Origin of the sequence: Microcoleus sp. CAWBG58 (assembly GCF_020883045.1) — a bacterium.
Classification (GTDB): domain Bacteria; phylum Cyanobacteriota; class Cyanobacteriia; order Cyanobacteriales; family Microcoleaceae; genus Microcoleus.
This window is the reverse complement of the sequence record NZ_JAHRFA010000008.1, coordinates 94,510-116,008: the sequence shown is the minus strand read 5'-3', so window position 1 is coordinate 116,008 and position 21,499 is coordinate 94,510. Positions and strand designations below refer to the sequence as shown.

Here is a 21,499-nt window from a genome sequence, read left to right as displayed (position 1 = left end):
GAACTGTACATTTTACTGTGAAATCTGCTCTTCCCGATCGACCAGCCTTAACAACCATAGCAAAATCACTATAGTAGTTGTCACCTGTGATGGGTGCGATCGACCAAATCTACATCAAATCTTCATCTGGGGCGGCTGGTTCTTTATTTAATGGGAACATTTTATAAGATTTATGGTTGTTTTGGATTTTTTTAACCGCAGAGGGCGCAGAGGGCGCAGAGGAAGAGCGGATGTAGCGATTTTATCCTATCACTGTTCAGATCCCGATCGTGTCCAGCTTCATTCGGCGCGATCGCAGCTTGAATATCCTCTAGATGTGAGTCGCTATCACAATTACTCATCTCTCTTCTCTTCCTCTGCGCTCTCTGTGGCCTCTGCGGTTAAAAAAAAATCCAAATATCTAATTTATCAATTAATTACCAACAAACTATTTTTTACTTATTTATGAACAGGCAAGATGCCTATTGCTGACAATGGCGTAACATCTCAGCTTTAACTATTTTTTCACCGTCACTCGATCGCACAAGCCTTGATTTTTTGATGGATCTACCCAATGCAGTAGATCCACATATAATACATGATACTAGGTCGATCGCCATCCCACGCTCAACTCTAGATCAAAATCTTTTCGTCACTTTGAGAGACACATCAAAATGAACAACCACGGACTGCCACAAAAGCAAGGCCTGTACGATCCCCAGTTCGAGCACGACGCTTGCGGAGTCGGATTCATTGTACACGTCAAGGGTAACAAATCTCACGAAATAGTCGAACAGGCACTGACAATTCTACTGAATCTCGATCACCGAGGTGCGTGTGGCTGCGAGCCCAATACCGGAGATGGCGCGGGCATTTTGATGCAAGTGCCCCACAAGTTTCTCAAAAAAGTCGCAGCAGCCCAAAACATCGAACTTCCAGAAGCGGGCGAGTACGGGGTTGGTGCAATTTACTCATCGCGAAATCAGACTCAACGGGAAAATGGGCAACGCATTTTTGCCGAAATCGCCGCCGAAGAAGGTTGTCCCGTGCTCGGTTGGCGTCATGTGCCCACTGATAACTCATCCCTGGGCGATACCGCCAAAGCCAGCGAACCTTTCATGCAGCAAGTGTTCCTGGAACGCGCCGCAGGTATGGACGAGGCGGCTTTTGAGCGCAAACTCTATGTCATCCGCAAACGAGCTCACAATGCGATCCGCAGGCAGAAAGTAGACCCGTACTGGTATAATTCTACGCTGTCATGCCGGACGATCGTCTACAAGGGAATGCTGATGCCGGTGCAAGTCGGAGATTATTATCCCGAACTGCATGACCCCGACATGGAAAGCGCTTTAGCACTGGTTCACTCGCGCTTCAGCACGAATACTTTCCCAAGTTGGGAACGATCGCACCCTTACCGCTACATCGCCCACAATGGCGAAATTAACACGATGCGCGGCAACATCAATTGGATGAACGCGCGGCAATCGATGTTCGAGTCGGAATTGTTCGGCGATGATTTAAAGAAAATCCCCAATTTAATCAATGTCGAAGGTAGCGACTCAACTATTTTTGATAATGCTTTAGAATTGCTGACTTTGGCCGGGCGTTCTTTACCCCACGCCGTAATGATGATGATTCCCGAACCGTGGACGGCCCACGAGTCGATGAGTGATGAGAAAAAGGCTTTCTACGAATACCATTCTTGCTTGATGGAACCTTGGGACGGGCCTGCTTCGATCGCCTTTACAGATGGTACATCGATCGGCGCTGTTCTCGATCGCAATGGTTTGCGTCCTTCTCGCTATTGCATCACTAAAGATGACTTAGTAATTATGGCATCGGAAGCGGGAGTTTTGCCGATCGCACCGGAAAGAATTGCATCCAAAGGCCGTTTGCAACCGGGCCGGATGTTTTTAGTTAATACCGCCGAAGGCCGGATTATTTCTGACGAGGAAATCAAACATCAAATCACTTCGGAACATCCGTATCGCGAGTGGATTGACAAGCACATGGTCGAGATTGCCAAACTGCCAGATGGGGAAGTAGCAGAATCCAAACCCGAAACATTATTGCAGCGGCAAATGGCTTTTGGCTACACCTTTGAAGAACTGCGGTTGCTGTTAGCACCAATGGCACGCGACGGAGTGGAAGCTGTCGGTGCAATGGGCGCGGATACGCCACTTGCTGTTTTGTCGAACAGACAAAAGTTGCTTTACGAATATTTCCAGCAACTGTTTGCCCAAGTTACAAATCCACCCATTGATTCGATCCGCGAAGAGATTGTTACTTCTGCGGAAACAACAATTGGTTCAGAACGCAATTTGCTGAAGCCGGAACCAGAAAGCTGTCATTTAATCGAACTGAAAACGCCGATTATTACCGATGAAGAATTGGCAAAACTCAAACAGGTAAAAACTGGCAATTTCCGCTCTACTACAATACCGATTTTGTTCGACCCCAAAACTGGTGTAAAAGGTTTGGAACAAGCCTTAGAAGATGTGTTCGCAGCAGCCGATCGCGCGATCGCCTCTGGGGTGAATATCCTGATTTTGTGCGATCGGGGAATCGATGCCGAAAACGCTCCAATTCCGGCATTGCTAGCAGTTGCAGGCCTGCATCACCACCTGATCCGCAAAGGTACGCGCACGCGGGCGGGATTGGTGCTCGAATCCGGGGAACCGCGCGAAGTCCATCACTTTGCGACTTTAATCGGCTACGGTTGCGGTGCGATCAATCCCTATTTGGCTTTTGAGACGATCGCCGATTCGATCCGCGAAGGTTTGCTGGTAAATGTTGATACTAAAACAGCTTGCAAAAACTACGTGAAAGCCGCAACCAAAGGCGTGACGAAGGTTGCGTCGAAAATTGGGATTTCCACAATCCAAAGTTACCGTGGTGCCCAGATATTTGAGGCGATCGGCTTAAACAAATCCGTAGTCGATAAATACTTCACTTGGACTGCATCGCGAATTGCCGGAGTTGACCTCGAAGTCATCGCCCAAGAAGCGATTTTACGCCATACTCACGCCTTCCCCGATCGCCCATCCAGCGGCAACACCCTCGATGTCGGCGGCGAGTATCAATGGCGCAAGGAAGGCGAAGCCCACTTGTTCAGCCCGCAAACCATTCACGCCCTGCAAAAAGCCGTCCGCGAAGGAAGTTACCCGCTTTTCAAACAGTATTCCGGCCTGGTTAACGAACAAAATCAACAGCATTTTACCCTGCGCGGTTTGCTGCAATTCAAGCAGCGGGAATCGATTCCCCTTGAAGAAGTTGAACCAGTGGAAGCTATTCTCAAACGCTTCAAAACTGGGGCGATGAGTTACGGTTCGATTTCCCAAGAAGCCCACGAATCTCTAGCCGTCGCCATGAACCGCATCGGTGGCAAATCGAACACTGGTGAAGGCGGCGAAGATCCAGAAAGATATACTTGGACGAACGATCGCGGTGACTCGAAAAACAGTGCGATCAAACAAGTTGCTTCCGGGCGTTTCGGTGTCACCAGCTTGTACCTTTCCCAAGCGCGGGAATTGCAAATCAAGATGGCGCAAGGGGCAAAACCCGGAGAAGGCGGGCAGTTGCCCGGTAAAAAAGTATACCCGTGGATTGCCAAAGTCCGGCACTCAACTCCCGGTGTCGGATTGATTTCACCTCCTCCCCACCACGACATTTATTCGATCGAAGATTTGGCCGAATTGATTCACGACTTGAAAAATTCCAACCGGGAAGCGCGAATTAGCGTCAAACTCGTGTCGGAAGTCGGAGTCGGGACGATCGCGGCTGGTGTCGCCAAAGCCCACGCCGATGTCGTGCTCATCTCCGGGTACGACGGCGGTACGGGCGCGTCGCCGCAAACTTCGATCAAACACGCCGGTTTACCTTGGGAGTTGGGATTGGCCGAAACTCACCAAACCCTGGTACTCAACAATCTCCGCAGCCGCATTGCGGTGGAAACCGACGGACAACTGAAAACCGGCCGCGATGTAGCAATTGCTGCACTGCTTGGCGCAGAGGAATTCGGTTTCGCTACCGCACCGCTGGTAACATTGGGCTGCATCATGATGCGCGTCTGCCATCAGAATACTTGCCCCGTAGGCGTTGCCACCCAAGATCCCCTGTTGCGGAAAAACTTCACAGGAGATCCCCAACACACGGTAAACTTTATGACATTCATCGCCCAAGAAGTCCGGGAAATCATGGCGCAATTGGGCTTCCGCACGCTGAATGAAATGGTCGGGCGCACCGATGTTTTGGAAGCGCAACAAGCGGTAGAACACTGGAAGGCTAAGGGTTTGGACTTTTCCAACATCCTGTATCAGCCGGAAGTTGGGGCGGATGTCGGGCGCTACTGTCAGATGCCGCAGGATCACGGTTTGGAAAAGTCGATCGACCTTAGTGTACTGCTGGATTTGTGCAAAAGTGCGATCGAAAACGGCGAACCAGTCAAAGCCACTCTCCCTATTACCAACGTCAACCGCGTTGTGGGCACAATTCTCGGCAACGAAATCACCAAACGCCACTGGGAAGGCTTGCCAGATGATACCGTGCGCCTGCGCTTCCTAGGCAGCGCCGGACAAAGCTTTGGCGCATTCGTACCCAAGGGAGTCACCCTGGAGCTCGAAGGCGAAGCCAACGACTATTTAGGCAAAGGCCTCAGCGGCGGCAAAATCGTCCTGTACCCGTCCCCAGCTTCCACCTTCGTCGCAGAAGAAAACGTGATTGCAGGCAACGTGGCGCTTTACGGAGCCACATCTGGCGAGGTTTTCATCCGGGGGATGGCCGGCGAACGCTTCGGAGTGCGGAACTCCGGCGTGAATGCAGTAGTCGAAGGCGTCGGCGATCACGGTTGCGAGTACATGACAGGCGGCAAAGTTGTAGTTTTGGGTGCCACCGGGCGCAATTTTGCTGCGGGAATGAGTGGCGGCGTCGCTTACATTTTGGATGAAGCCGGAGATTTTGCTACTCGCTGCAATAAGTCGATGGTGGCGCTGGAAAAACTGGAGGATGCGGAGGAAATTGCTGATTTGCGGCAGTTAATTCAGACTCATTTCGATTTGACTAGAAGTGCGAAAGCGGCGAAAGTCTTGGCAAATTGGGATGCGATGTTGTCCGTGTTTGTGAAGGTGATGCCGATGGATTATAAGCGGGTGTTGCAGGCCATTGAAAGGGCGATCGCTGCGGGTTTAAGCGGTGATGATGCGCTGACGGCGGCATTTGAAGAAAACGCTCGCGATGTGGCCCGGATTGGGGGTAGCTAGGGTTCTGCGTTAGAATTGTACTCAAGTAGCAAGGGGCTTTAAGCCCCTTGCTAGGTGACAGAGAAAGAGGATTATTGAATGGTAGACAAAGAATGGGAAACCGATGAAGATGAACTAATTTATCATTTAGAAGCTCACAAAAATTTGATTGGATGGGTTATGGATAAATTGCAAGCAGCAGGAATTCCCTGCGAAAGAACCAGAGGACGTAACCCGCATGGAGATATTCTTTACTATAGAGCAGAAGATGAAGCACAAGTCAAGGAAATAGTTCGCGAAATCAATGCCAAGTACAATCAATTGTAAATACCAGACAAAAATACAGGGATGCCATACATTGAAGTCAAAACTCGTAAAAAGATCGGTCTGACTTTAGCGAGAAAAATAGTGAATAAAGGCAATGTATCTGCTGTTTTGACTACGGGAAAAATTACAGACAGAGCTAAAAAAATGTTTAATGAAAATGACATCGCCTATGCCGAAAATATTCCAGACACCGAATTTATGAGCTGTGAAGCTGAGGAGGACTAATGTTAGATATTGCATTTTACTCACAGGATAAAGAAGAAGCCGAAGCTATTGAGGTTTCAAACGATTTTTACGAATGGCTAGCTCGTTCCGAGTTTGCTAGAATTGGCAAATCTGAAGTAAAGGAAATGAAAATTGACGGAGAACCCGTAGAAGTTCCTGTCATCGTATTAGAAGGAATCAATCGCCGCCAGCTTAGCGACTTCTTTCGCAATGCAATTGTTGAGGAAAGCGATGCAATGTTGGAGCAATTAAGTAGCTGTTTATCTAAGGAGGAATACCAAGACGTTACCCACAGATTGTTCCTGCTGCAACAGTTGCGAAAGCAAATAGAAAACGAGCAGTACAAGTATCTACAACGCTATTGAACGCCATCTATTATGAGGTAATTTAGCAAACTATGACTACAGCAGCTATAACAACAAAACAGTACGTTGAATAACGGGAAAGTTGCTACCGATTGTAATGTCACTGGTTAAAAACAGATGAGTGTGTTAAAATAGAAACTATACTTCTCTCTTTAGAGGTAAAAGCTATAGTGTACAGGGCTTTAAAGCTTTTTTACCTTAGTTTTTCGTCCAAGTCCCGTCAAGTGTAAAGTAAGGAGGTTTCAATAATGCAAAAGATATTGCTTAGAACCTTAATGTTCGGAGCATTCCTTGTACCGGCGCTCTTTGACATTCCAGGCGTTCACGCTCAAAACGTCCAATGTGATCCTTATGGGAGATGTTTCGCATTGCGAGTAGTTTGTGACCCTTTTGGTCGTTGTTGGCAACAGTGGCAACAGATTTCTGCTCCTCAGACTAATTATCCCCGGCAGGGTTATCCCCAACAACAAACAACTCAACTGCGTTGTAATCAAGTTGGTAGTACATGCGATTATCTTCGCAACCCCAATCAATACCAGCAATTGCGTAATAATCTAAGAAACCTAAATTAGATTGAGTAGCTTCTTTTTCAAGTTGCGATCGCGCAAAACTAAGGGTTTAACAGTACAACACGCGAACCCATCAGAACCAATAAACCCCCGGCACAAAACTGGGGGTTTTAATTTGCCCAGTCCAAGAAACCGGGTTTCTGCGACAATCTTCGCATCCTCACCAAGATTTACGAAGAAACCCGGTTTCTCACTCCCCACCAATCGCCCCAAAATCCCAGAAACCGGGTTTCTGCGACAATCTTCGCATCCCCACCAAGATTTTAGGAAGAAACCCGGTTTCTCACTCCCCACCAAGAATGACTAGAAACAGGTTATAGCGTTGAGTTCTTCGATTTGTTGGGAAACACTGTAGCAGTTGCGACGCTACCTGGAAGTTATGTGCGATTTAATTGAGCGTTCCACAACCGATCGTAATTGCACTCACCCTCAAATTGCTGTTGCCCCACCCGTTTGATATAATCTAGTTACTAGATTGTAAAACAACAATCAAAAAAAGGGATAATTATGACCGTCGAACAAACCATTTTGGAAAATGTTAAGGTCTTATCGCCAGACCAACAACAAGAAGTCTTAGCTTTCATCAAACTCTTGCAGTCCGAGAAATGGGAAGATATCTATAAAGGACGGTTCAAAGAACTGCAACAAAAAATTCGTCAAAACACTGACATCGATCCCGATGATGACCCCATTGAAACTGTCATCGAAGGGATTCAGCAAGGCTTCCACGAAGCCATTACCGGACAAACTCTCCCCTTATCTCAAATGTGGGACGGAATCGATGACAATTGACCCCCAACCGATCGCCATTGAACTCACCCCCCGATTTCAACGAGATCTGCGAACTTTAGCCAAACGCTATCGCAACATTCGCAAAGACATTGAGCCTGTAATCGCACAACTTCAAGCGGGGGAACTTCCGGGCGATCGCATTCCGGGAATGGAGTACGAAATTTTCAAAGTCAGAATTAAGAACAGCGACATTCAAAAAGGCAAAAGCGCTGGCTACCGTGCTATTTATTACCTCAAAACTAGCGATTCGATCGTTTTGGTGACTATCTATTCTAAATCAGACCTATCAGACATCGCGGCCGAAACAGTTCGAGAAATTCTAGGCCAATACGAGCAACAATTTCCAGAATCAGAATAAGGAACTGCGAGGACTGGTAAATCAATAGCACTTGTTGAAAAACTAAAAACAGGTTATAGCGTTGAGTTCTTCGATTTGTTGGGAAACACTGTAGCAGTTGCGACGCTACCTGGAAGTTATTTGCGATCGCAAATAAGGAATGGCAATTTAATAACTTAAGCAATCTCGATCTTTCAATCCTTGCCTGCAAAGCTAGCGGGCGTAAAGATGCTGAAATTATTTAATTTTCATTCCTAAGTACGGCAGTTGTTGCTTTTTCTACTGCTGCTTCTGCATGAATCCTCGTTGTCGGAAACAATCCAACCGTAGCATCTCCAGTATGAATTAGTAACTCAATTTCTGTGCAGCCTAAAATAATGCCTTCTGCACCGGATTCAACTAAGCTATTCATAATCTCGATATATTGCTTCCTCGATTCTGGATTAATAATTCCCAGACACAATTCTTGATAAATGACTCGATGCACTACCTCTCGCTCATCATCATTTGGAATGAGCACCTCTAGCCCATGTTTATCTACCAGTCGCCCTCGATAAAAATCCTGCTCCATCGTAAAACGAGTACCCAACAAGCCGATCTTTTGAATGCCACTGGACTGAATCTTCTCAGCCGTCGTATCCGCAATATGTAGAAATGGAACTTGAATATTTGCCTCAATCTCATCCGCAAGTTTATGCATTGTGTTAGTACAGAGAACGATAAAATCGGCTCCTGCCCGTTCAAGGCTTTGTGCTGCTGCAACCATCAAACCTGCTGCTTCTTGCCAACGACTTTGATGTTGCAAAGCCTCGATTTCTGCAAAATCAACTGAGTACATTACGCTTTTAGCAGAATGCAATCCCCCAAGCTTGCTCTTGGTGACCTCGTTAATGATGCGGTAATACTCAATAGAAGACTCCCAACTCATTCCCCCAATTAGCCCAATTGTTTTCATGGTGGCTCCTCAAATGACTAAGACGATCGGCTACAATCATTATAGATTGCCGCAACTTAAGGTTAAGGGAAAGATTGTAGCAATTGCGACGCTACCTGGAAGTTATTTGTGATCGCCCACAAGTGCAGACCAACCTACAGTCATAATATTGTCCGAAGGCGATCGCCCTTAAAATATTTACAAAACTAAACCTGGTATACGATTTATATCTAGCTGTTATAATAGATAAACCTGAGCATTAAAATCGCAAATGTATGACAGCAAAAATACACCTCAGTAACTTGGGTAATTCCTTAGCTTTGCCAATACCGGACTATATTGTAAAATTGTTCAACCTGAAAGCAGATGATTCCGTAATTTGCAGTATAGAAAATGGAAAAATGGTCATAGAACCTGTCAATCAGAAAATTTCAAAATATACCCTAGATGAATTATTGGCAGGCGAAATAGAACCCAGCGAAGAAATCTCTTGGGGAAAACCAGAAGGAGAAGAAGTTTGGTAAATTATATCCCCGAACGAGGTCATTTCATTCGCCTCAATTTCGATCATCAAGCCGGACACGAACAAATGGGTACTCGACCTGCACTGGTTGTGAGTCAAACTAAATTTAACCGAAAAATGGGGTTTGTATTTGTCTGTCCGATTAGCACCACACAACGCAAAAATCCGTTTTATGTTCCCATTCCAGAAGGTGAAGCGGTGACAGGTGTAATTATGACAGATCAACTGCGTTATGCAAGATTACCGCGCAAGGCAAGCAAGTTTGATTGGTGAATGTCCAAAAGATTTGCTTGAGGAAGTATTGAAACGAATTGAACCTATTTTGTTTGAAGATATGACTGTTGATGAGTAGTTAATCATCATAAAAAACCTAACTCAATTTATAAAATTCTGAAAGTCAACAAGCAAAATGATTCAATTCATACCGCAAATATCCATCAAACCTGGATACCGTGCCCAGTCAGAAGATAAAACCCCTGAAGCTGATGCAATTGATTTCTACCTACTGCGGCAACTCACTAATTCCCAACGATCGCAAATGGCGGCAAAATTAAATCGTTGGGCAAAGACTGTTAGCTTGCGCGGCATGAAAAAAGCTTGTCCCTCAACCTATCAAGAGCGATTTGCCCGATCGATCTTACGCAGCAAATGGTTGCCAATTTTAACCCCTACCAGTGACCCATCTATGTGGACGCAAGACCCCAGCGAAATTGCTAGACTGTTGCACCCTATTTTTGAAACATTATCTATCCCTTATTATATTACAGGAGGCGTTGCCGCTTCTGTCTATGGCGACCCTAGAACAACACGCGATTTAGATTTAGTAATTGAATTGCTGCGGGACAATATCTTTCAATTAGTTGAAGCACTAGAAACGGCAGGTTTTTACTGCCCTCCGGGCTCAGTAGAAGATATTCAAGAGGGCAGAGGAATGGTGTTGAGCGTCACTCACATGACTTCAGTATTAAACGCCGATATTGTGCTGAATTCTGATACTGAATTCGATCGCTCAAAAATGGCAAGACGGCGATTAGAAGCCCTTGATGAAGCTGGTGTAGAACAATTTTGGATTGCTTCTCCTGAAGATATTGTGTTGGCAAAACTGCTCTGGCGACAACAGTCTCAGTCTCAAAAACAATGGACTGATGTTTTGGGAATTCTGAAAGTCCAAGCTGAGATTTTGGAGCGGAGTTACTTAACAGAGTGGGCACAACAATTGGGGTTGATTGATGATTTGAATTTAGCTTTTACTGAAGCAGGCATTTGATGCGATCGCACCGCGCAAATTCCCCTCTAAAAAAAGGTCGATCGATAGTAGAGGAAGACTGGACAGAAGATGTAATTGCAACGGATTTGGTGCAGGGGTTCCCAAGGAAGATATTGTGTTGGCATTTCACGAGCCTGGAATGCGGCAATGCACAGATTTTCCAGGCATTTCGTAGCATTCATTTAAGTTAAATCCAGCCGTTCAAAATTGATTGGCAAACCCTCCTGAAATACCAGCAATTCTCCCGGCTGAATCTTCTGCCAAACTTCGTTATCTGTAAGTGGAAAAGTAGCAATCACAGCCACGCGATCGCCTTCTTTGGTCAATTCCCTAAAATCGACAGTCACATCCTCATCGATTGAGTGAGCGCTAGCAAAAGGTGCTTGGCGTACAATGTAATGTAGATTAGTAGAACAATGCACGAACAAGTGTTCTCCATCCGAAAGTAAATAATTAAAAATTCCGTACTCTGCTAAACTTTTAGTTATTTCATTCAATACCGTGTAAAGTTCCGTCAAATCAGGCTTATTTTGAGGAAAACTTTCTCGGAACTTTTCCAATATCAAACAAAAGGCTTTTTCGCTGTCAGTTTTGCCTACAGCTTTGTAACATCCCGTACTTTCAGGATTAAAATTTTCCAGATTTCCGTTGTGAGCAAACACCCAATAGCGCCCCCAAAGCTCTCGAATGAAGGGATGGCAGTTTTCCAGAGCAATTTCGCCTTGAGTAGCTTTGCGGATATGAGCGATGACGTTAGTTGAGTGGATGGGATAGCGCCGCACCAAATCAGCAACTGTCGAATCAACCGCAGGTTTGGAGTCTATAAAAATACGGCATCCCAAGCCCTCAAAGAAAGCAATTCCCCAACCGTCTTGATGAATATCTGTTTTACCGCCCCTTGCAGAAAAACCTTCAAAAGAAAAGCAAATATCTGTTGGCACATTGCAGTTCATTCCTAGTAATTGGCACATAATTTTTAGTTTTATAAAGTTTTGACTTCGGATTCATGTAACATACTATAGCAATCCTAAATCATTTTCAAGATCGGGGAATTCTGAAATCCTTGCTATAAAAAGAGTCTAGGAAAACGAGATGTAGTTATACCTTGAAACTCAGATAGGATTGCTATAGATCCAACAATTGGGGTTGATTGATGATTTGAATCTAGCTTTTACTGAATCTGGGATTTGATACGATCGCAAATTGTTCATTTCGTGGCGATCGCACGCAATCCATCTGTATCATTATAAGTATGGGCTTTTAAAGCTGAATTATTTTTATGCAAGTTATTTTAGGCAACATCACACAACTGAAAGTAGATGCGATCGTCAATGCTGCAAATACCAGTTTGCTGGGAGGTGGTGGAGTAGATGGCGCCATCCACAAAGCAGCGGGCCCGGAACTTCTAGACGAATGTCGATCGCTCCGAGGATGCAAAACCGGGGATGCTAAACTCACAAAAGGATATCGCTTACCTGCGCGCTTCATCATCCACACCGTAGGCCCCGTATGGCAGGGAGGCGATTGCGGAGAAGCCGAACTCTTAGCCCAATGTTACCGCAAGTGTATGCAAATCGCGATCGAGCAAAAGTTCGAGAGTATCGCATTTCCTTGCATTAGCACCGGCATTTACAAATATCCCAAGGATTTAGCAGGTGAGATTGCAGTCAAAATCTGCTACGAACAAATGCAAAAAAATGGCGCTCCTCAAAACATAACTTTTTGCTGCTTCGATTGGGAGAATCATCAGGTTTATGAGAATATTGTAGCAGTTCTCAGGCAGAAAGGCTATCAGAAAAATCATTCCAGAAATGAAAACCTATTTAGCAGCGACTGACATTATCGATTGCGATCATCCCGCAATTTTAGCACTCGCGAACAAGATAGCATCACAACATCATACATCAGAGGCGATCGCCCAATCTAGTTTTGAGTGGGTTCGAGACGAAATTCGCCACAGCTACGACTATCAGATGAATCCCGTCACCTGTCGAGCATCCGATGTACTAAACTACAAAACAGGTTATTGTTTTGCCAAAAGTCACCTATTAGCAGCATTGCTGAGGGCTAACAACATTCCCGCAGGTTTTTGCTATCAAAGATTGAGCTTTGACGAGAAAGGTGCGCCCTATACCTTGCACGGTTTCAATGCCATTTACTTACCCAAAGTAGGCTGGTATCGCGTTGACGCAAGAGGAAATCGCGATAATGTTAATGCTCAATTCACACCTCCTCAAGAGCAATTAGCATTTAAAATTCAGTTTCCTGAAGAAGCAGACTTTCAAACCATTTTATCTGAGCCGCTGCAAGTAGTTGTAGATGCTTTACAAAATCACATTACATGGGATGAACTGCTGCTCAACCTTCCAGACGTTTCTCTAGATTCAGCACATAAATACGGCCTTGCCATTCACTAGAAATCACTCAGGAAGTTAAATTACATTAATTCTCAGAAAGATGAGGTACGTTGTTGGGCTTGGGCCCTTTTACTCTATTAGTTGACTGTAAATCAAGATTTTTGGAACCAAATTAAGTCCAAATATCAACTTAAAAAACTAATCTAGATAACTAATCTGGCACTTTCAAGCCTTTAAGCTTTTCCCCTTTCTCCTCCTCACTCAACCCCTTACACTGCACCAAAACCCCAAACCCCCCCAAACCAATCGGATCGATCAATTGATACAGCGCTTCCCGCCTGCGTAAAAAGGTTGCCAAATCCAATACTTGTGCATCATTTGCAGATAGAGAAGCAATTCTATCGCCCACACCCAGCACCATCAAAAACCAAGCCTGCTGAGTAAAACCCATCATCTCCAAACCGCACAATTCACCTTGTTTTTCCAGCGCCGTAAAATCAGCGTGGGCCGTTAAATCCTGCCACCCCACATTAATATAAGGATTGCTGTGATAGCGGTGGCGGTAATAACATTGCAGCGTTCCTTCCGTGCGTCTTGGATTGTAATAGCGGTGCGCCGGATGGCCGTAATCAATTGTCAACACATAACCGCGCTGCAATTTTTCGGCAACTGTTTTTATCCAGTCTAAAGCTGCTAAATTAACTTCGCTGCGATAACCATCCGCATAGACACTAGCCGATAAATCAATTCCTACTAAATCAAAATATTCGGCAATCTTATGATTTGAAAGTTCGCCTACTACCTCAACAAACTGGCTCCCAGATTGTTTGTTTTTTTTGGCGGCTGCGGTAACGTAAATTTCCCGAAGTTGCCCTTGTTCGACGATAAATTGATGAACTGGAAAAGCATCTACTAACTCGTTAGAAAAGAAGCAGCCGACAATCGAGTTATTAGCTATTTCATCCCACTTGCACCACTTGACTTTGAATTCAGCTAAGTTTTGCTGCTGCACCGCTTGCTGTACAGGGGAAATTTCAACAATAATGTATTCTAAAACTTTAAATAAATCGGGATATTGTCGTTGCAGGTATTGCAGTAAATGTGTGGCAAATGTTCCTCGCCCCGCACCCATTTCTACGATAGTAAAAGCATTAGGTTTGCCGAGAATTTGCCACATTTCCAGAAATTGCTCGCCCAAAACCTCAGCAAAATCTGCACTCCAATGAGGGGATGTGATAAAATCGCCTTGTTTGCCGATGTTGGGGCGATCGCCATTATAGTAACCATACTGCGGGTGATATAGTGCCAAATCCATATATTCCGCAAAGGTAATGCGCTGCTGGGGACTTGCGGCAATTCTTTCGCTGATTAAATCGCAGAGTTCTGGGTTGCTGTCGTTAATATCTAATTGCTGCACTGTCATAGTTTATAGTTGATGTTATTTTATTGAGGAAATAAAGATTTTTTTAACCGCAGAGGGCGCAGAGGGCACAGAGGAAGAGAAAAGAGAGAAATTTTGATGTTCATAAATTTGGCATTCATTCTATAACATCTCTGTTTTTCAAAATTTATTATATCATTTTGGAGCCGATCGCAAAATTGAGATTTGAGATTGGCAATTTTCTATCGCTGTGATAAGCTAGCCTTAGCTTTTAAATATAATGCTTCTGTATGTCGAGAGAGTCATTTTTAGAAGAGTTCAAAAAATCGAGCGAGTTATTATTACCAGCTTATTTAGTTATCTTCGATCTTGCAGACACAAAAAGACGCAATAATTACTTAGGTCACGATGAAGTAGACAAAGATATCATCGCCTTCGATAATTTGTTGAAAAGTTGCGTTTGTTTAGAAAGATGCAAAAGAATTGCCGGCGATATATGGGTGGCTTGTTTTACAGAACAGCAACTAAACGATATCCCGGCTTTGATAGTGAATTACGCACAAGAAGTTCCTATAGTATTAACATTGTGGAAATGCGAGGCGATCGACCCCAAGGGAAATTCTATATTTATTGAAGAAGAGAGAAACGTTTCGATCTGTCGTGCTGTCCGCTGCGGCTATTTGTGGGTTGAAAATGTTAATGAATTAAGTTTCAAAGTCAATGAATTACTAGATAGGGTATGGAGTTTACCTGTTAATACGTTAACTTCTCTAGAGTCAGAGGTAGCTGTTAATTTACCAAAATGGCAGTGTATCCCCACTGAAAGTTTATCTGTCACTCAGTATTGCCCCTACTGCAACAGCACAAACTTGCGCTGGTTAAGAGTAGATGAGGATATTACTGAGTATATTTGCACGCAGTGCAAAACTGAGCTCATTTTTAGCTGCGATTATTAACCTTCTTTTGTCCAACTGAGGTGAAACCTCGATCTTCAGTGGATTGTATCCTCACAAAATCGTTAATTTTCCCAATAGTGACAAAACAGAGATTAATATACTGCTAACAAGTAGCGATCGCACTTTTGAGCAAATAGCCCAAAAATACGATCCTCTTCGAGGGCTTCGCTAACGCCCTTTTCCTCTACCTACCTATCCACCGAACCCATGATAATGTCGATACTGCCCAGAATTGCCACCAAGTCCGCAATCTTTACGCCGCGCACGATGTGGGGCAAAATCTGCAAATTATTGAAATCAGCAGCGCGAATCTTCCAGCGCCAAGGAAACACGCTGTCATCGCCGATAATATAGATTCCCAACTCACCCTTGCCGCTTTCAACACGCACGTAATGTTCGCCCTTAGGAATCTTGAAAGTTGGCGCTACTTTTTTGCCAATAAACTGATAGTCGAAACTGTTCCACTCAGATTTTGGCCCGCTTTCTAAGCGCTTGGCTTCCAAGTTTTCGTAAGGGCCGCCGGGGAGTCCTTTTAAGGCTTGATAGAGGATCTTAACTGACTCGCGCATCTCGCGAATTCGGACTAAGTAGCGGGCCAAACAATCGCCCGCAGCTTCTGTACAAACTTCCCAGTCGAATTCGTCGTAACATTCGTAATTGTCAACTTTCCGCAAATCCCAATTTACGCCGGAACCGCGCAACATGGGCCCGGAGAGTCCCCAGTTAATCGCTTCGGCGCGAGAAATCGTACCCAGTCCTTCAATCCGGCGGCGGAAGATAGGGTTGTTGGTGATTAAACGTTCGTATTCGTCAATTTTGGGAACGAAATAATCGCAGAAATCTTGGCACTTGTCTACCCAACCGTAGGGTAAATCTGCTGCGACTCCGCCGATGCGGAAGTAGTTGTTGTTTACCATGCGGTAGCCGGTGGCTGCTTCCCACAAGTCGAGAATTGGTTCGCGATCGCGCATAGTGTAGAAAAAGGGAGTTTGCGCGCCCACGTCTGCCAAAAACGGCCCCACCCACATCAAGTGGTTGGCAATCCGGTTCAACTCCAGCATAATTACCCGGATATAGCTAGCCCGTTTGGGGACAGCAATATTCGCCAATTTTTCCGGTGCATTGACTGTCACCGCTTCATTAAACATCCCCGCAGCGTAGTCCCAGCGGCTCACGTAGGGGACGTACATCACGTTGGTGCGGTTTTCGGCAATTTTTTCCATGCCGCGGTGTAGATAGCCCAAAACAGGCTCGCAGTCCACTACGTCTTCGCCGTCGAGGGTGACAATCAACCTCAGTACGCCGTGCATGGATGGGTGGTGCGGGCCCATGTTGAGCACCATTGGTTCGGTTCTAGTCTCGATTCTTGACATAATTAAATGACTTAATGATTACTGACTATTGTTGATTTTTGTTTCACTTTTATTGATTATGAAGGATATCGAGCTCTCTGAGAAGGACACCCCTGGATCGGATGTCTGCGCTGACACCTATCACGTTCCAGTTTTAGGTAATGAATTAATTACGGGTTTGGGTGTACGTGCCGGCGGGCGCTATTTGGATGCGACGCTTGGGGGCGGCGGACACACGAGTTTGATTTTGGCAGCCGCCCCTGATGTGACGGTGGTGGCGATCGATCGCGATGAAGAAGCCATCCGTTTTTGCCAAGCCCGATTTGCTAACTCGCCCGTCGAGTTTTGGCACGGCAATTTTGCCCAATATCAGTCTCCTGATGCCAAATTTGATGGTATTATAGCAGATTTGGGTGTTAGCTCGGCTCAGTTCGATACACCGGAACGAGGCTTTAGTTTTCGCCACCCCGCTCAACTAGATATGCGTATGAACCAGCAGCAATCTTTGACCGCAGAAGAGATTATCAATCACTGGGAAGAAGTTAAACTAGCAGATATTATTTACAAGTACGGCGAGGAACGACTGTCCCGGCGCATTGCGAGGCGGATTGTGCAATCGCGTCCTTTTGAAACTACTACAGAGCTCGCAGGTGCGATCGCGTCTACCTTCCCACCCAAGCAGCGCAACGGTAGAATCCATCCCGCCACCCGCACTTTCCAAGCTTTAAGGATAGCTGTCAACTCCGAACTTGCGTCTTTAGATACTTTCCTCAACCAAGCGCCTAAATGGCTAAAACCCGGTGGGAGAATTGGAATAATTACTTTTCACAGTCTCGAAGACAGGCCGGTCAAGCACCAGTTGAGAGCAACCGAGTGTTTGCAGGTACTGACAAAAAAGCCGATCGTCCCCCAATCCGACGAACTAGCTAGAAATCCCCGCTCTCGTTCTGCTAAGCTCAGACTGGCAGAAAAATTAACTTGATTCGGCAGTAAGCGGAATAAAGGACGAGCTCTCAAAGGCGGCGAGGTCTGGCAAGGCCGCGACCGGATGCAAGTTCCGAACTTCCTTGTAGTATCACGCGTCATGGCACTGACCTATGAAACCCAAACCCCTCACGCAGATTCGGCTCCGCTGAATCCGCCAAGGGTACTTGACAAGCTAGTTTTAGACCTGATTAATTCGCCCAGGAGTAGGGAATAGCATGAGTCGGGGAGATGGAAGCAAACTGAAACTAATGGTAGTCGATGACGAACCCGACAACTTGGATTTGCTGTACCGGACGTTTCGACGCGATTTTCAGGTTTACAAAGCAGATAGCGCCCTCAGCGCCCTGGAAGTTCTAGACGAACAGGGCGAGATGGCGGTGATTATATCTGACCAGCGGATGCCAGAAATGAATGGTACCGAGTTCTTGGGGAAAACAGTCGAACGTTATCCGGATACAATTCGGATTCTGCTGACGGGATATACCGATGTTGAAGACTTGGTAGAGGCAATTAATGCAGGTCAAGTTTTCAAATACATCACCAAACCGTGGAATCCTGAAGAACTGAAATCAGTTATCAATCAAGCGTCAGAAACTTACAAATACTACAAGCAGCGCAGCGTTGCACTGCGTCGCGCTTTACGTAAGGAATCTCTGTTTAATGAGGTGATGAGCGTGATTCGCGGGTCGCTAGATTACTCTAGTATGGTACAAACTATTGTTCAAACCGTAGGTCAAACTTTTGAGGCCAACTATTGTATGCTGCGGCCGGTAGAGGTCGATCGACTATTACCCAGTACCTTTCCCTACCAAGCCCAAAACGCCGAACCTAGCAGCTTTTCTTTTGATGAAAATTTGCTGGTTCAAGCCGTAGCCAGCCGCCAAACTCAAGTCAGCGCCAACAGTGGGGCTGACGGTAACTCGGTTGAGATTGCTGTGCCCCTAACTTATCAGCAAGACTTGTTGGCGGTACTAGCCCTGTGTCAGCAAGGTGGCACTAACCCTTGGTCGGGAGAAGAGATAGAGTTAATAGAAGGTGTAGCAGCTCAAGCTGCTCTCGCCCTGTCTCAAGCTAAGCTCTATCAGCGCACTCTGGATTTAGCCAATCAGATGCAAAACGAGTTGGAGGTGGCCCGCCAAATCCAAACAAACTTGTTGCGCCAAAGTTGGCCGGATTTTGAAACTGTCAGGGTGCAAGCTTGTTGCTATCCCGCACGGGAAGTTGGCGGTGACTTTTTTGAGGTCTACGTCCACTCTCAAGGGGATATTTGGATAGCTGTGGGAGATGTTTCCGGTAAGGGTGTTCCGGCTGCTCTATTTATGGCTAGCGCGATTTCGGTGATGCGGCGCGAACTTTCTCAAGAAGTTTCTCCCGAACCCGAGAGAGTGATGCAGAATATGAACAGCAGTATGGCTGACGATCTGATCGGCAACAACCATTTTATTACCATGGTTGTAGCTCGTTACACTCCGTCAACGGGACACCTGGCTTTTGCTAATGCCGGTCACATTTATCCCATCGTTTGGTCTAACTCAGAGGTGAAAGCTCAAGCAGCTAGCGGTGGAACACCAGCAGAGCCGAATTTCCTCAAAGCTCGCGGTATTCCCTTGGGGATATTGCCAGTCTGGAAAGGTAAAGCTGGTGCGATCGAATTAAAGTCAGGAGATGTATTTCTGCTGACAAGTGACGGGATTACTGAAGCTAGCGTGACCACTAAGGCGGTCGCAGGGGGCGAAGAAACCCGTTCTATGCTACAACAAGAAGGGCTTTGGCAACTTTTGATTCAAGAGCCTGGTTCCTTCAACTTGGACAATTTGTTGGCTTACATCCGAGCTGACAATCCTGTTCAGGAAGATGACCAAACCATACTCTCTCTGGAGGTTCTCTGAATCTGTCAGTCATCCCGACGCAGAGTCGGGGGCTTTGGATCTCAAAAACTCCAGCCGTCAGTTGAGGGCCTACAGATTAATACAGAGAACGCGGGCGATCGTCTTCGTTGGCGTAGCCCCCGTAGGGGCGGGCTTCGCTAACGGCAAAAGTTAGAGAACTAGCACGTCAGTCGATTTTAGATTTTAGATTTTAGATTTTAGATTTTAGATTTTAGATTTGACTCTCGCATTGAATCTGGGAGCTTGAACTTTCCTCTAAAATTTGGATCTCTCCACGACTGAAGTAGGTGGCACGGTATCCGTTTTTGGGCGGGTCAATGCCTAACTTTTAACTGATGCTTTGCGATCGACGCTTTCAAAAAAGTCTATTGCATCGATCGCCCGCCATTGAGTATCCTCTATGTAGTGGCAAATATTAACGCCAGATAAATTTGGTGCGTCATGTTTCATAAAACTAATACGGGATGCGGGAAACGAGCGAGACTTTAGTCCTTCCTAGGAAAGCGACGCGGAGGACTTTAGTCCCCGTGTTCTTCGTAGTATGATACAATTTAGATTGTGAGTAAGAACAAAAACATCTACGTGTTGAAACATCCTAGTATCGGAGAAATCCCTGCAACTTAGTACGCAAGAGTGAGAGGCAACACAAAAAGAGCTAATAATGGCAGGATGTCGAGCGTACCGCGTCTTGGCAAGCGTGATGGATTCTGAAAGCATTAGAAACAACAATCATTAGCTAGTAACTATCGCTTGACGATGAGTGACTAAGTAGACGGCGCTTGACGGTCGTAACGAGATTAGATTTAGGTCACACCCTTTGTCTAATTCTGTCAGTAGAATCTCAGCGGCTTTAGCCCGCTTGAGTGTCAAACCTGGTCTGAAGACACAGGGTTTTCAAACTTACGGGATTTTTTTATGAATACTGAGCTTCATGTGCCAAGCGACTTGCGGTTTTTAACAATAGTTGAAAATTGGTTGCTGAGCAGTTTGGAAGTTGAGCTAGGAGAGCACGTCGATTGGCCGCGTCAGTCGAATCGTTTGCGCTTGGTGTTAGCAGAAGCCTATTCTAACGTGATCCGCCATGCTCACAAAGATCAACCCAATCTGCCAGTTTTAATTCGCTTGAATTTAAAAAATCGGGATATTGGTTTAGAAATTTGGGATTACGGTAAAGGTTACGAAATGGATACTTACAGTCCCCCGAGGCCGGAAGCTAAACAAGAAAGTGGCTATGGCTGGCTGATTATGAGCCGACTTATGGATCGGGTGGACTACACTTTGCAATTAGACGGTCGTAACTGTCTGAAGTTGGAAGCGAGTTTGCCGGAAAAATCTTAATTAGTCATTAGTCATTAGTCATTAGTCATTAGTGATTGACAATGTTTTTGATTCTAGTGGTTGTCTGTCGCACCGTTTAGTCATTAGTCATTAGTCATTAGTCATTAGTGATTGACAATGTTTTTGATTCTAGTGGTTGTCTGTCGCACCGTGCGGTGACAGCCACTTTTTCTTGCAATCTCGTCCCTCTCTAACCAGACTCTAAGATTGTAGAGCCGAAGGAAGAAGAAAGAATTAAGAAGAAACAAGCAACAGTAGCTGTAGGGTGCGTCGCTATTAAAAATCCGTAAAGAAAAGCGACTTTTAGAGTAGCGACGCACCTCTATCGCGAGTTAAGCAAACAACTCCTCGTTTTACTCATCCCCAACAATTATGTACCAATACTTTTTATAAATCGTATAACATAACAACGTTTTAGCTGTCGGCTGCGGTTGCTCTAGGTACTGTTGCGGGCTGATAAATACTGAAAAAATCGGCTTTCTATAGCGTTGGCTATGCTTAGATAGATGGGAGCCTCTTAGTTTGGATTTTATAGTGCTGTCCCCGAAGAGCGATATATTCAACACTCGCTTTTCGGGGATAGCACTGTAAAAAAATTGCTTTTTTGCATTCATTGGGATGCTCCCTCTGGAGATGAGGTTATTCCTCACTATCAAACAATTTCATTGCGGTCGCTTTCTTGGC

24 protein-coding genes are annotated in these 21,499 nt (G+C 45.5%); 18 read left to right on the top strand and 6 right to left on the bottom strand.

Features of this window, described 5'->3' with window-relative positions; translation table 11 throughout:
• Positions 1 to 191: 191 nt before the first annotated feature.
• Entirely contained in the window at positions 192 to 341 is a 150-nt protein-coding gene (locus QZ918_RS05400) for a hypothetical protein (protein ID WP_293332014.1), read from the bottom strand.
• A gap of 312 nt (positions 342 to 653) precedes the next feature.
• On the opposite strand from QZ918_RS05400, the gene gltB reads away from it, so the two are divergent.
• The 7 genes from gltB (at position 654) to QZ918_RS05365 (ending at position 8,011) form a co-directional block, all read left to right on the top strand.
• Positions 654 to 5,237 (top strand): glutamate synthase large subunit, encoded by a 4,584-nt coding sequence (gene gltB / locus QZ918_RS05395; RefSeq protein ID WP_293332011.1) that lies wholly within the window; start codon positions 654 to 656, stop codon positions 5,235 to 5,237.
• Between the two features lie 78 nt (positions 5,238 to 5,315).
• Positions 5,316 to 5,543 carry a hypothetical protein gene (locus QZ918_RS05390; protein WP_293332007.1) on the top strand — a complete coding sequence of 76 codons (228 nt, stop codon included), beginning with the start codon at positions 5,316 to 5,318 and terminating at the stop codon, positions 5,541 to 5,543.
• Between the two features lie 21 nt (positions 5,544 to 5,564).
• Positions 5,565 to 5,768 (top strand): hypothetical protein, encoded by a 204-nt coding sequence (locus tag QZ918_RS05385; protein ID WP_293332005.1) that lies wholly within the window; start codon positions 5,565 to 5,567, stop codon positions 5,766 to 5,768.
• Positions 5,768 to 6,133 (top strand): hypothetical protein, encoded by a 366-nt coding sequence (locus QZ918_RS05380; RefSeq protein ID WP_293332002.1) that lies wholly within the window; start codon positions 5,768 to 5,770, stop codon positions 6,131 to 6,133. The genes QZ918_RS05385 and QZ918_RS05380 overlap by 1 nt, the downstream gene beginning before the upstream one ends.
• A gap of 1,076 nt (positions 6,134 to 7,209) precedes the next feature.
• Complete coding sequence (locus tag QZ918_RS05375) at positions 7,210 to 7,494, top strand: hypothetical protein (protein WP_293331999.1); 285 nt, start codon at positions 7,210 to 7,212, stop codon at positions 7,492 to 7,494.
• Entirely contained in the window at positions 7,484 to 7,852 is a 369-nt protein-coding gene (locus QZ918_RS05370) for a type II toxin-antitoxin system RelE/ParE family toxin (RefSeq protein ID WP_293331996.1), read from the top strand. Before QZ918_RS05375 ends, QZ918_RS05370 begins: the two co-directional genes overlap by 11 nt.
• A 24-nt stretch (positions 7,853 to 7,876) precedes the next feature.
• Complete coding sequence (locus QZ918_RS05365) at positions 7,877 to 8,011, top strand: DUF4926 domain-containing protein (RefSeq protein ID WP_293332099.1); 135 nt, start codon at positions 7,877 to 7,879, stop codon at positions 8,009 to 8,011.
• 61 nt (positions 8,012 to 8,072) lie between these two features.
• Here QZ918_RS05365 and QZ918_RS05360 read toward each other — a convergent pair whose 3' ends face one another.
• Positions 8,073 to 8,786, bottom strand: a complete 714-nt coding sequence (locus QZ918_RS05360; protein ID WP_293331993.1) for an aspartate/glutamate racemase family protein — start codon at positions 8,784 to 8,786, stop codon at positions 8,073 to 8,075.
• Between the two features lie 254 nt (positions 8,787 to 9,040).
• Here QZ918_RS05360 and QZ918_RS05355 point away from each other — a divergent pair, with 254 nt between their 5' ends.
• The 4 genes from QZ918_RS05355 to QZ918_RS33060 all read left to right on the top strand — a co-directional run bounded on the left by QZ918_RS05355 (position 9,041) and on the right by QZ918_RS33060 (position 10,730).
• Positions 9,041 to 9,289 (top strand): AbrB/MazE/SpoVT family DNA-binding domain-containing protein, encoded by a 249-nt coding sequence (locus tag QZ918_RS05355; protein WP_293190694.1) that lies wholly within the window; start codon positions 9,041 to 9,043, stop codon positions 9,287 to 9,289.
• Positions 9,283 to 9,561 (top strand): type II toxin-antitoxin system PemK/MazF family toxin, encoded by a 279-nt coding sequence (locus QZ918_RS05350; RefSeq protein ID WP_293331990.1) that lies wholly within the window; start codon positions 9,283 to 9,285, stop codon positions 9,559 to 9,561. Before QZ918_RS05355 ends, QZ918_RS05350 begins: the two co-directional genes overlap by 7 nt.
• A 136-nt stretch (positions 9,562 to 9,697) precedes the next feature.
• Positions 9,698 to 10,555 (top strand): hypothetical protein, encoded by an 858-nt coding sequence (locus tag QZ918_RS05345; RefSeq protein WP_293331987.1) that lies wholly within the window; start codon positions 9,698 to 9,700, stop codon positions 10,553 to 10,555.
• Between the two features lie 115 nt (positions 10,556 to 10,670).
• Positions 10,671 to 10,730 (top strand): hypothetical protein, encoded by a 60-nt coding sequence (locus QZ918_RS33060; RefSeq protein WP_367275251.1) that lies wholly within the window; start codon positions 10,671 to 10,673, stop codon positions 10,728 to 10,730.
• A 7-nt stretch (positions 10,731 to 10,737) separates the two neighbouring features.
• On the opposite strand, the gene QZ918_RS05340 is transcribed toward QZ918_RS33060, so the two are convergent.
• Positions 10,738 to 11,526 (bottom strand): class II glutamine amidotransferase, encoded by a 789-nt coding sequence (locus QZ918_RS05340; RefSeq protein WP_293331984.1) that lies wholly within the window; start codon positions 11,524 to 11,526, stop codon positions 10,738 to 10,740.
• 308 nt (positions 11,527 to 11,834) lie between these two features.
• Here QZ918_RS05340 and QZ918_RS05335 point away from each other — a divergent pair, with 308 nt between their 5' ends.
• Both QZ918_RS05335 and QZ918_RS05330 read left to right on the top strand, forming a co-directional pair.
• Positions 11,835 to 12,392, top strand: coding sequence for an O-acetyl-ADP-ribose deacetylase (locus QZ918_RS05335; protein WP_293331981.1), 558 nt, complete (start codon positions 11,835 to 11,837; stop codon positions 12,390 to 12,392).
• Positions 12,367 to 12,972 carry a transglutaminase-like domain-containing protein gene (locus tag QZ918_RS05330; protein ID WP_293331978.1) on the top strand — a complete coding sequence of 202 codons (606 nt, stop codon included), beginning with the start codon at positions 12,367 to 12,369 and terminating at the stop codon, positions 12,970 to 12,972. The genes QZ918_RS05335 and QZ918_RS05330 overlap by 26 nt, the downstream gene beginning before the upstream one ends.
• 151 nt (positions 12,973 to 13,123) lie before the next feature.
• Here the strand turns inward: QZ918_RS05330 and QZ918_RS05325 are convergent, their stop codons facing one another.
• Positions 13,124 to 14,335, bottom strand: coding sequence for a class I SAM-dependent methyltransferase (locus tag QZ918_RS05325; protein ID WP_293331973.1), 1,212 nt, complete (start codon positions 14,333 to 14,335; stop codon positions 13,124 to 13,126).
• Between the two features lie 248 nt (positions 14,336 to 14,583).
• On the opposite strand from QZ918_RS05325, the gene QZ918_RS05320 reads away from it, so the two are divergent.
• On the top strand, positions 14,584 to 15,249 hold the full coding sequence (locus tag QZ918_RS05320; RefSeq protein ID WP_293331970.1) for a hypothetical protein: 666 nt from the start codon (positions 14,584 to 14,586) through the stop codon (positions 15,247 to 15,249).
• A gap of 188 nt (positions 15,250 to 15,437) precedes the next feature.
• Here QZ918_RS05320 and QZ918_RS05315 read toward each other — a convergent pair whose 3' ends face one another.
• Entirely contained in the window at positions 15,438 to 16,622 is a 1,185-nt protein-coding gene (locus QZ918_RS05315; RefSeq protein ID WP_293331967.1) for an NAD(P)H-quinone oxidoreductase subunit H, read from the bottom strand.
• A 58-nt stretch (positions 16,623 to 16,680) separates the two neighbouring features.
• Between QZ918_RS05315 and rsmH the strand changes: the two genes are divergently transcribed.
• The 3 genes from rsmH to QZ918_RS05300 all read left to right on the top strand — a co-directional run bounded on the left by rsmH (position 16,681) and on the right by QZ918_RS05300 (position 19,631).
• A complete protein-coding gene (gene rsmH / locus QZ918_RS05310) occupies positions 16,681 to 17,583 on the top strand; it encodes a 16S rRNA (cytosine(1402)-N(4))-methyltransferase RsmH (RefSeq protein ID WP_293331964.1) in 903 nt (300 codons plus the stop codon).
• 220 nt (positions 17,584 to 17,803) lie between these two features.
• On the top strand, positions 17,804 to 19,477 hold the full coding sequence (locus QZ918_RS05305; protein WP_293331961.1) for a SpoIIE family protein phosphatase: 1,674 nt from the start codon (positions 17,804 to 17,806) through the stop codon (positions 19,475 to 19,477).
• A complete protein-coding gene (locus QZ918_RS05300; RefSeq protein WP_293331958.1) occupies positions 19,443 to 19,631 on the top strand; it encodes a hypothetical protein in 189 nt (62 codons plus the stop codon). Before QZ918_RS05305 ends, QZ918_RS05300 begins: the two co-directional genes overlap by 35 nt.
• Positions 19,632 to 19,798: 167 nt before the next feature.
• Here QZ918_RS05300 and QZ918_RS05295 read toward each other — a convergent pair whose 3' ends face one another.
• On the bottom strand, positions 19,799 to 19,927 hold the full coding sequence (locus QZ918_RS05295; protein WP_293331955.1) for a hypothetical protein: 129 nt from the start codon (positions 19,925 to 19,927) through the stop codon (positions 19,799 to 19,801).
• A 465-nt stretch (positions 19,928 to 20,392) separates the two neighbouring features.
• Here QZ918_RS05295 and QZ918_RS05290 point away from each other — a divergent pair, with 465 nt between their 5' ends.
• Complete coding sequence (locus QZ918_RS05290; protein WP_293150468.1) at positions 20,393 to 20,815, top strand: ATP-binding protein; 423 nt, start codon at positions 20,393 to 20,395, stop codon at positions 20,813 to 20,815.
• Positions 20,816 to 21,499 lie beyond the last annotated feature (684 nt).

Excerpts from the sequence above, each read along its gene's own strand:
- QZ918_RS05295 (WP_293331955.1), bottom strand. The coding sequence starts at position 19,927 with ATGAAACATGACGCACCAAATTTATCTGGCGTTAATATTTGCCACTAC.
- QZ918_RS05400 (WP_293332014.1), bottom strand. The coding sequence starts at position 341 with ATGAGTAATTGTGATAGCGACTCACATCTAGAGGATATTCAAGCTGCG.
- QZ918_RS05370 (WP_293331996.1), top strand. The coding sequence starts at position 7,484 with ATGACAATTGACCCCCAACCGATCGCCATTGAACTCACCCCCCGATTT.
- QZ918_RS05305 (WP_293331961.1), top strand. The coding sequence starts at position 17,804 with ATGAGTCGGGGAGATGGAAGCAAACTGAAACTAATGGTAGTCGATGAC.
- QZ918_RS05385 (WP_293332005.1), top strand. The coding sequence starts at position 5,565 with ATGCCATACATTGAAGTCAAAACTCGTAAAAAGATCGGTCTGACTTTA.
- QZ918_RS05340 (WP_293331984.1), bottom strand. The coding sequence starts at position 11,526 with ATGTGCCAATTACTAGGAATGAACTGCAATGTGCCAACAGATATTTGC.
- QZ918_RS05325 (WP_293331973.1), bottom strand. The coding sequence starts at position 14,335 with ATGACAGTGCAGCAATTAGATATTAACGACAGCAACCCAGAACTCTGC.
- gltB (WP_293332011.1), top strand. The coding sequence starts at position 654 with ATGAACAACCACGGACTGCCACAAAAGCAAGGCCTGTACGATCCCCAG.
- QZ918_RS05390 (WP_293332007.1), top strand. The coding sequence starts at position 5,316 with ATGGTAGACAAAGAATGGGAAACCGATGAAGATGAACTAATTTATCAT.
- QZ918_RS05355 (WP_293190694.1), top strand. The coding sequence starts at position 9,041 with ATGACAGCAAAAATACACCTCAGTAACTTGGGTAATTCCTTAGCTTTG.
- QZ918_RS05360 (WP_293331993.1), bottom strand. The coding sequence starts at position 8,786 with ATGAAAACAATTGGGCTAATTGGGGGAATGAGTTGGGAGTCTTCTATT.
- QZ918_RS05345 (WP_293331987.1), top strand. The coding sequence starts at position 9,698 with ATGATTCAATTCATACCGCAAATATCCATCAAACCTGGATACCGTGCC.
- QZ918_RS05315 (WP_293331967.1), bottom strand. The coding sequence starts at position 16,622 with ATGTCAAGAATCGAGACTAGAACCGAACCAATGGTGCTCAACATGGGC.
- rsmH (WP_293331964.1), top strand. The coding sequence starts at position 16,681 with ATGAAGGATATCGAGCTCTCTGAGAAGGACACCCCTGGATCGGATGTC.
- QZ918_RS05290 (WP_293150468.1), top strand. The coding sequence starts at position 20,393 with ATGAATACTGAGCTTCATGTGCCAAGCGACTTGCGGTTTTTAACAATA.
- QZ918_RS05330 (WP_293331978.1), top strand. The coding sequence starts at position 12,367 with ATGAAAACCTATTTAGCAGCGACTGACATTATCGATTGCGATCATCCC.
- QZ918_RS05320 (WP_293331970.1), top strand. The coding sequence starts at position 14,584 with ATGTCGAGAGAGTCATTTTTAGAAGAGTTCAAAAAATCGAGCGAGTTA.
- QZ918_RS05380 (WP_293332002.1), top strand. The coding sequence starts at position 5,768 with ATGTTAGATATTGCATTTTACTCACAGGATAAAGAAGAAGCCGAAGCT.
- QZ918_RS05300 (WP_293331958.1), top strand. The coding sequence starts at position 19,443 with ATGACCAAACCATACTCTCTCTGGAGGTTCTCTGAATCTGTCAGTCAT.
- QZ918_RS05335 (WP_293331981.1), top strand. The coding sequence starts at position 11,835 with ATGCAAGTTATTTTAGGCAACATCACACAACTGAAAGTAGATGCGATC.
- QZ918_RS05375 (WP_293331999.1), top strand. The coding sequence starts at position 7,210 with ATGACCGTCGAACAAACCATTTTGGAAAATGTTAAGGTCTTATCGCCA.